Here is an 8,809-nt window from a genome sequence, read left to right on the forward strand (position 1 = left end):
TCACGCTCGATGATCCACTGGGCCATGGTCAACTCCATGACCAACCGCCTGACCGCCAGCCCGGACAGAACCGGGCAATACCTCCGTCCGAAACCGCTCGCGGAAGCCCAAACCGGTATCGAACGCCCTCTAAGGTGCGACACAGCGCGCCCCGGACGGTCTGGAGAGGCAGCCGCTCGCCACACTCACAGGCCAGTCGGGGGCTTGGTTGTCCACGTCTCATCATGATTACTTCGTTGCGCCACGGAGCGCGGTCGCCCTAGCGTGCCGGTACGAGGAGCGGCGGCTGCCTGCAGCGGCCTGAAAGCACTAGAGGGGTCCATGTATCTGGCACGCGTGCAGGCCGAGAACTTCCGTATCTTCGGCGGGCCCGCCACCGACTCGGATCCCGGGTCGGCTCTGGACCTCACTCTTCGGCCGGGCCTCAGTGTCCTGGTCGGGGAGAACGACAGCGGCAAGAGCGCCGTGATCGACGCGATCCGGCTGTGCCTGACATCGAACGCCGACTTCACCCGCGTCACAGCGGACGACCTCCACTACGGGCCGGGGGGCAGGGCCGACTACCTGCAGATCAGCTGCACGTTCGAAGGCCTCGACGAGAGCGAGCTCGGCTCGTTCGGGGAGTTCCTTACCTCACTGCCGGGTGAGGCATCCCGGCTGACCGTGACCCTGCGGGCCGAGCCGTTCGACCCGGATGCGCCCCACCGCCTGTCGGTCAGGGTCCGCGCGGGTGACACCGCCCTCGACGGCGAAGTCCGCGAGCGCCTGCGCGCGACCTACCTGCGGCCGCTGCGCGACGCCGAGGGAGAGATGCGGGCCGGCCGCAACTCCCGGCTGTCGCAGATCCTCACCCAGTACCCCGGGATGCAGGAGCAGCGCACGGACGACTTCGACTCCGCCGAGGACAGCGCCGGGACCCTGGTGGGCATCCTTCAACGTGCCGACCACCACATCAACGCCAACACGCTGGTACAGAAAGCCCGCAACGAGCTCAACAACGGATACATGAGCAGATTCACCATCGGCCAGGACACCCTGTCCGGCGCCATCAGCATCGCCACTACCGCGTCGCTCCAGAGCGTCCTTGAGCGCCTCGAACTGGCCTTCGCACCCGACCCCGGCCTCACCGAGTCCACCCGTCATGGTCTCGGCTACAACAACGCCCTGTACATGGCCGCCGAACTCCTCCTGCTGGGCCGGGAGAGCACCTCCCCGATCCTCCTCATCGAGGAGCCCGAGGCCCACATGCACCCGCAGTTGCAGACCCGCGTCGTCGACCTGCTCCAGGAACGCAGCCGTGGCGAATCCCCTGTCCAGATCATCTCCACCACCCACAGCCCGCACATCGCCTCCAGCGTGCCGGTCGAGCACCTGACCCTCGTCGCCGGGGGGAACACGTTCCCGCTCCGGCCGGAGCACACCGAACTCGACGCCTCGGACTACGCGTTCCTCAGCCGGTTCCTGGACGCCACCAAGGCGAACCTCTTCTTCGCCCGGGCCGTCGCCATGGTCGAGGGAGACGCGGAGGTACTACTCCTCCCGGCGCTCGCCCGCGCCATGGGCCACTCGTTCGCCGAGAACGGTGTCAGCATCGTGAACGTCGGCAGCACTGGTCTGTTCCGGTACTCCCGGATCTTCCAGCGCAAGGACTCCGCGCTGCCGCCAGTGCGAGTGGCCTGCATCACGGACATGGACCTGGCGCCCGACAGGGCTGATGCCGAAATGGCCAAGAAGCTCAAGCGGTGGAGCAGCCTCACCGAGGGCGAGCGGCGCAAGCGCATCCTCAAGAAGCAGGAGCGAGACGGCGGGGCCGTCCGGACCTTCGTATCGAACTGGTGGACCCTTGAATACGACTTGGCGCGTGCGTCGTGGTCGATGGCAACGCTGATGCACCAGGCAATCAGCGCAGCGAAGGGCACCAAGTGGCCAACGGCGGAGGACCTCGTGGGGATCGAGGAGACCGCGGCCATGGAGGTGAAGAAATGGCAGGAGGACGACCTCCTCTCGCCGGAGGAGTGCGCGCTCAGGATCTACGCCCCGCTGCGTGTGGGAAACACCAGCAAGTCGATCGCGGCCCAGCACGCCGCCCGCCTTCTGGAGACTTCCGGCATCACATCCAAGGACCTGCCGACCTACCTGGTGGAGGCGGTCGGCTACCTGTGCGGGAGTACACAGCCGTGACGCTGCCCCTGTCCCCCACCGCCCTGGACCGCAGCAGCATCGAGGCCACAGCCCGGAGCATGGGCCTTGCCCTGACGCTTCCAGAGCAGTTCGCGTTCCTGGAGGCCCGCGGCCCGCTGCACCTGCAGGCAGCCCCGGGCTCGGGCAAGACCACCCTCGTCGCCCTGAAACTCGCGCTGGTGGCAAACGGCTGGTCCTCCGACCGCCAGGGCATCTGCGTCCTGTCCCACACCAACACCGCCACCCAGGAGATCACGAGCCGGCTGACCGGGCGGGCACGACGACTGGAGCACTACCCCCACTTCATCGGGACGATCCAGACTTTCGTCCACACCTTCCTCGCACTGCCGGCCCTGCGCTCACGGAAAATCTCCACCCGCAGCGTTGACGACCGTACCTACGCCGCCCAGGCCCGCCGGCTCCTGAACCTGGGCCAGTTCAAGACGCTCCAAACCTTCACACGGCAACGGGCCGCCGACGGGCTGAAGATGGTCACCGAGGCCACCTACGTCTTCGACCCCGCCGAGCCGGACCTGCAGATCCAGACCGGCAACCTCAACCGCGGCACAGCCAGTTACAAGCAGCTGATGAAACTGAAGGAGTACCTCCTCCTGCGCGGTGTCTTCCGCTACGCCGACATGTATGCGATCGCCGCCCGCCACCTGCACCAGAACCCCCACCTTGCCGCCGGCCTGCGCTCCCGGTTCCCCTTTGTCCTGATCGACGAGATGCAGGACACCGGCGAGGAGCAACGCCTTCTGCTGGAGGCGGTGTTCGGGGCTGACGCCGTCGTGCAGTGCGTGGGAGACGTCAACCAGCGCATCCTCGGCACGGACGACTCCGGGCCTGCAGCAATGGGCTTTCCGGGCAAGGAGGCGATGGAGCTCCCGGTGAGCCTGCGTTTCGGCACGGGCCCGGCGAGAGTGGCGAGCAGGCTGGCGGTCCACCGACCGCAGGAGATCCGCGGCCACGGCCCCGAGAGCGCTCTGGCTGTCATCACCTTTACCGAGGACAGCATCGCCCGCGTCGTGCCCGCCTTCGGTGAACTCGTCCGGCGGACAGTGCCGCCCGAAGCCGCCGCCTCGTACCCGCCGAAGGTCCTCGGCGCCCGCGAGAGCCCGGGAACCTCACAGCTTTTCCCCCGCGCGCTCGGCTGCTACCTGCCCCGGCCGGACACAGGGGAAACAGTCGAGGTGAGCCGGCTGCTGCACGCCTACCGCAGCGCCAGGACGGTCCTGCTGAACACCGGCCACACCGGCCCCGCGATCAATCTCCTGTGGGGAGCCGTCCGCGCCCTGCTCTGGGAGCTGCAGACGTCCACCACCGCCGTGGCCCTGTCCGACAGCCTGCCGCCGTTCCCTCAGCTCGACCGCACCCCCGGCACACCGGGCCACCATCTGCGCATGCTCCTGGTCAAAGCGCTGCACGGCAACTGCGACACCCCCGCAGCTTGGGGCACGTTCCTCGACCGCCTCGGGGAACTCGTGCAGGAGGCTGTCGGCGCCCCCGTCTGGGTGGAGGACGACACCCGCGCCCGCTGGCTGGCCTACACGCCGGCGCCGGATACCCCGGACGAGTCCTTGCCACCGGTACTCACGGCCACCGTCGCAAGCGCGAAGGGCGAGACGCACTCCGCGACTCTCGTCCTCGAGTGCGTCACGAAGAACGGAAAGGGCCACGATCTCGGCAGCCTTCTCCCCGTGATCACCGGGGAGACTCCCGCCAGCAGCCTCAGGGCCACCGGCCGACACGCCGCGATGACCACCTTCGTCGCGGCCACCCGCGCCAGGTACCTGCTCACGCTCGCCGTCCACGAGGACCGCGCGAACCTCCACCTCGGAGCCCTGGCACGCGACGGCTGGTCCATAGTCAGCCTCTGAGAGGGCGCGCAGCGCAGGCAATCAACCTGTCCTGGAGTGGCATCAGCGTGGCATCACACTCCAGCGGATGAAGCTATCTCCCCTCCAAGGGGATCTGTCTCAGTGGGACGTTCAGTCCTGGCCAGGGGCCTTCCATCGCACTGACGTTCGCCCGACCTTCTCTGGCCCAGCTGACCGGCATCTACCACTGATCTCCGGCCGGGCCAAGACGCGAAATCTGCGGACCCTCTCTGTGTCAGCCCGCCCACCGGGCGCCGCCGCCTGTCCGAGAGGGGACGCCGTGATCGCGCACCTTCAGCGCGCCGCCAGCACCGCCGCGCTGATTCCCGCCCTCTACGGGGCAGGACGACCCCCGCTACCGGCTGCGGCCCCGGCTGATCGCTGCCGACTTCCGCGGCGCCGACAAGCAGCTTACCCTTTTCGGCGACCCGCAGGAGGTCCTCGGCGGCGGTGTCCTGGACGCCCCGGCCGGGCGGATCGGTTCCCGGGCACCCGAGCGGCCGGTGTGGATGTGCTCGGTGCGCTCCGATCCCCGCCACCCGGACCTGACCGACGCCCAGTGGGCCGATGTCGCCCGGCGCCTGGTCTCCGCAACCGGGATCGCCCCCGAAGGTGATCTGGACGGCTGCCGGTGGGCGGCGATCCGCAATCTCGACCGTTCGGTGCACATCGTCGCCACCGTCGTCCGCGAGGACGGTTCCGTCCGGGGCACCTACCGGGACGCCTTCCACGTGCAGGCCGAGTGCAGCCGCATCGCCGCCGACCTCGGCCACCTCACCCGGTCCGTTCCTTCCGTCACCACGGCCAAGGACTACCGCATGCCCGCCCCCGTGATCACCATCAGCATCGAGCCGAGCGGCAGCGTCGTCGCCAAGGGATCCAGCGACGACCTCGCGGCCACCCTGCTCAGGCACGCCGGGTTCCGGCAGATCGAGGACTGGCATGGCCGCCGGCACGGGCTGCCGTCCACCACCGCTGCGGCCCACCGCGCGGCCATCGCCACGCACGCCACCGAGATGCTGCGCGCCGCCCGCTACAGCGTCGACCTCGATCCCCGGCTCGACACCGGCCAGCCAACTGTCACCGCCGACCGGTACGGTCTCGCCGACGCGGGCGAGCGGATCCTCCAGCTCACCGACCAGATCCGGGGCGCCACCGACTTCAGGGAGTTCTCCGAGGTCCTCGACCGGCTGCTCAACCCGGACGACGGTGTGCTTCTCCGGGTCCACGAGGCTTTGGAAGCCGCGTCCGAGCAGATCACCGACCTCGATCCCGAGCAGTTCGCGCTGTCCGACCGGTTCGGCGTCGCGTCCGACTTCATCTCCACCGCCCAGGGTGAGCTGGGTGAAGCGCTCGACGAGGTGCATCGTGCCCGGTCCCACGAGGCCCGCAACGACACCGCCTGGACCGCTACGCCCTACTCCGCTGCCGCCACTGGCGCGGCCCGGGCCACCTCACCCGCCGTCGCCGCCCGCGGCGTGAACGCCGCTGCCCTGCCTGCCGCCGCGCCACCGTCCGCGGCACGCCCCACGGGCCGCAGCCGCTGAAACGCCTCCCCCAACACGTAGGAGCAGGCCCGTGATCCGCGCGAGAGCCGAGCGCGCCCCGCCCCCACCCGCTCGCACACCCCGGAGCCCACCGACTTCTACCGGCCGGCCCACCAGGCCCTCTTCGCCGCGATGCGGACGCTCAGTGCCAGGGATCGGCCGAGCCATGGGGCCGACGGCAGCGTGCCGCTGTCCTGGGTGACCGACACCGTCCACGAGGCCGGCCACCACGCGCGCGGGCTGAGCGCCTCGTACGCGCACACCCTGATCGCCACGTGCCCGCGCCCGCAGAACGCCCCGGTCTACGGCCGGATGGTGCTCGAAGGGTCCATCCACCGGACGGTGACGGAACACGCCGTCCGACTGGAGGACGCCGCCCGGATCGACGCCGAGCAGCATCAGGTCGACAGCGTCCTCCACTACGCCGATGTCCCGGCGGGCGTGCTCGGTGGCCTCGCGCGCCGCTGGGGCACCGAGCCCCGGCCGGTCCCGCCACCGAAGGCGCCGGCCGTCGCGAAGCCGAGTGCGCCGCCGGTCGGGCCCGAGCAGACCGAGGACGAGCGGTTCCTGCTGGCTGTTCTCGTCGGCCAGCCCGCGGCGATGGCGGAGGTCTACGACTGGCTGCGGCCCGACGACTTCGCCGACGTCGGCCACGGCCAGATCTACCGCTGTCTGGGCGCCCTTCACCACCGGGGCGAGCCGATCGACGAGGTGACCGCCCTGTGGGAGGTCCAGCGGCACGGTCTGCTGGCCAATGGCACGCTCTCACGCGAACACGTCGAGACCCTCTTCGGCGGACCGGGCGCAGGCTCGGCCGAATGGCTGGGTGACCAAGTCATCCGCTCCTCGGTCGTCCGCGCCGCCACCGGAGCCGCCACCGCGATCAGGGCCCTGGCCGAGGAGAAGGCCCTGGCACCCGGCCGTCTCATCGGCCAGGCCTTGCACGCCTTCGGGCCACTGGACGAGGTTCGGGCCCGCTGGAACGGGACTGGTCCACCACAAGCGCCCCCAACCGAGGCCGAGCACGCCGCCCGAGCGACCGCCGCGCTCGCCCGCAGCCCAACGCCGGCGGCCAACCGCTCCACCACGCCTCTCCGCCGCGAAACGGCCGCCGGTCCGCAACCGCGCCGAGATCTCAACGCCGCCGAGCCCAATCGCCCGACCAGGAGCCCTTCATGACCATTTCGACTGCCGAGTGCCAGGCGCTGGACGGCCTCGCCGACCGCTTGGCCGCGCACCGTACCTCCCTTCCCAGCACTGCTATCCCCTTCCGGCTGCCCGAACCAGCCGTCGTCGCCCGACAGCTCGGCGAACTCGGCCACCTCATCGCGGAAACGAGCACGAACTTCCACAAGTGGATCACTGCCGAGCCCTCGTCCGAGAGCAGCATCCGCGCGGCCACGGCCTTCGCTGCCGCAACCGACCACCTCGGCCAAGTGGTCTCCGCGCTCGGGGCCATCACCAGCCAGCACGCGTGCTTCGCCCGCACAGAGGCGCTCCGGGACCGGCCCGATGTCGCCGCCTCGCGAAAGACCGTTCTTCGGGTGCTCGACCTCGCTGTCTCCAATGCGCAGGAGGAGCTGGACGAGGCCATCGGACGCCTCCGGGCGGAGTCGTCAACGATCACCCAGCTCGCCGGGCGAGCGCGGCTTCAAGCCGCGCTCCCGCACGGCGGAGGCCCGCCCGTCCGCTACCGATGTTCTGCCGACGTCCGCTCCCGCAACCTCGCCATCGACCGTCCGGAAGGCGCGGTGACGGCCGCTACGTCGCAGAATCCCGACCTGCTGCTCGGGACCCCATGCTCCGGATACGGCGCGCTCAACCTCGCGCTCCAGACAACAACGGCTTCCTTCTCAAGGCATGGTCGTCGCGCACTGCTCCCGTTCTCTTTCGGCCTTCCGGAGCGAGCTTCAGCGATTCCCGTGGCGTTGCGGGGGTGCGCAACAGCCCTAGTGTCCTGAGTCGGGAATTCGCTTCAAATATCCGGCGAGGCGTTCGAGGATCTCGTCTGCGGTCTTGGTCCACACGTAGGGCTTCGGTTCGGTGTTCCAAGTGGCAATCCAGTCGCGGATGTCGGCTTCGAGGGCCTGGACGGACTTGTGGACGCCTCGCCGTATCTGCTTGTTCGTCAGCTCGGCGAACCAGCGCTCGACCAGGTTCAGCCAGGAGGAGCCGGTCGGGGTGAAGTGCAGGTGGAAGCGAGGATGTGACACCAGCCAGGTCTTGACCGCCGGTGTCTTGTGAGTGGCGTAGTTGTCCAGCACCAGATGCACGTCCAGACCCTCTGGAACCTCCTTGTCGAGCCGGAGCAGGAACTTCTTGAACTCCTCGGCACGGTGGCGGCGGTGCAGCGATCCGATGACCTTGCCGGTGGCGACCTCGAGTGCGGCGAAGAGGGTGGTGGTGCCGTGGCGGACGTAGTCGGCCGTCATCCGCTGCGGCACGCCCGGCATCATCGGTAGCACAGGCTGGGAACGGTCGAGTGCCTGGATCTGCGACTGCTCGTCCACGCAGAACACCAGGGCCCGCTCGGGCGAGTCGAGGTACAGGCCGACCACGTCGTGGACCTTGTCCACGAAGTACGGGTCGGTGGACAGCTTGAACGTCTCGGCGCGGTGCGGCCGCAGTCCGAACGCGCGCCACACCCGTGACACGGTGGACTGCGACAGACCGGTCTCCTGGGCCATCGACCGGGTCGACCAGTGCGTGGCGTCCTTCGGCGTGCGTTCCAAGGTCTTGGCCACCAGCTCGGCCACCTGCTCGTCCGTCACCGTGCGGGGACCGCCGGGCCTGGGCATGTCGCCCAGGCCGGGGATCCGGTGCTCGACGAACCGGGCACGCCACCGGCCGACCGCGTGTGGCGTCGATCCCAGCCGCTCCGCGACCTCCTAGTTCGACACGCCGCTCGCGCACTCCAGGATGATCCGGCACCGCAAAGCCCAAGCCTGCGGCGTCGACCGGCGACGAACCCACCCCTCCAGGGCAGCCCGCTCATCATCCGACAACACCAACTCGGCCTTCGGCCGACCCGTCCGCGCCATAGCCCCAGTCTATATTTATGAATGAAATTCCAGACTCAGGACACTAGAAGCACTGTCGGTGAGCGGCTGGACTCTGTTGTGCATTTCGGCCGGGGCTGTGCGGTGAGTTGGTAGGCGAGGCGGGACAGTCGGCTTGTCCGGGGCTTGGGGTTGATCGGGT

At 69.3% G+C, this 8,809-nt stretch carries 5 protein-coding genes and 1 pseudogene; 5 read left to right on the forward strand and 1 reads right to left on the reverse strand.

What is annotated here, in order from left to right:
- Window positions 1–321 precede the first annotated feature (321 nt).
- The 5 genes from ACFXHB_RS43575 (at window position 322) to ACFXHB_RS43595 (ending at window position 7,569) form a co-directional block, all read left to right on the forward strand.
- Window positions 322–2,181, forward strand: a complete 1,860-nt coding sequence (locus tag ACFXHB_RS43575; protein ID WP_380582601.1) for an ATP-dependent endonuclease — start codon at window positions 322–324, stop codon at window positions 2,179–2,181.
- Window positions 2,178–4,061 carry a UvrD-helicase domain-containing protein gene (locus tag ACFXHB_RS43580; protein WP_380582603.1) on the forward strand — a complete coding sequence of 628 codons (1,884 nt, stop codon included), beginning with the start codon at window positions 2,178–2,180 and terminating at the stop codon, window positions 4,059–4,061. The genes ACFXHB_RS43575 and ACFXHB_RS43580 overlap by 4 nt, the downstream gene beginning before the upstream one ends.
- A 518-nt stretch (window positions 4,062–4,579) precedes the next feature.
- Window positions 4,580–5,608: a hypothetical protein gene (locus tag ACFXHB_RS43585; protein WP_380582605.1), complete on the forward strand. Its 1,029-nt coding sequence runs from the start codon at window positions 4,580–4,582 to the stop codon at window positions 5,606–5,608.
- A 132-nt stretch (window positions 5,609–5,740) separates the two neighbouring features.
- Window positions 5,741–6,787 carry a DnaB-like helicase N-terminal domain-containing protein gene (locus ACFXHB_RS43590; RefSeq protein ID WP_380582607.1) on the forward strand — a complete coding sequence of 349 codons (1,047 nt, stop codon included), beginning with the start codon at window positions 5,741–5,743 and terminating at the stop codon, window positions 6,785–6,787.
- Window positions 6,784–7,569: a hypothetical protein gene (locus tag ACFXHB_RS43595; protein ID WP_380582609.1), complete on the forward strand. Its 786-nt coding sequence runs from the start codon at window positions 6,784–6,786 to the stop codon at window positions 7,567–7,569. The genes ACFXHB_RS43590 and ACFXHB_RS43595 overlap by 4 nt, the downstream gene beginning before the upstream one ends.
- On the opposite strand, the pseudogene ACFXHB_RS43600 reads toward ACFXHB_RS43595, so the two are convergent.
- A pseudogene (locus ACFXHB_RS43600) lies at window positions 7,558–8,649 on the reverse strand (IS630 family transposase). The gene ACFXHB_RS43595 and the pseudogene ACFXHB_RS43600 overlap by 12 nt on opposite strands.
- Window positions 8,650–8,809: the final 160 nt, after the last annotated feature.

The organism is Kitasatospora sp. NPDC059327, assembly GCF_042752535.1.
Classification (GTDB): domain Bacteria; phylum Actinomycetota; class Actinomycetes; order Streptomycetales; family Streptomycetaceae; genus Kitasatospora.

Coding starts and splice junctions, on each gene's coding strand:
- ACFXHB_RS43595 (WP_380582609.1), top strand. CDS start 6,784: ATGACCATTTCGACTGCCGAGTGCCAGGCGCTGGACGGCCTCGCCGAC.
- ACFXHB_RS43590 (WP_380582607.1), top strand. CDS start 5,741: ATGCGGACGCTCAGTGCCAGGGATCGGCCGAGCCATGGGGCCGACGGC.
- ACFXHB_RS43575 (WP_380582601.1), top strand. CDS start 322: ATGTATCTGGCACGCGTGCAGGCCGAGAACTTCCGTATCTTCGGCGGG.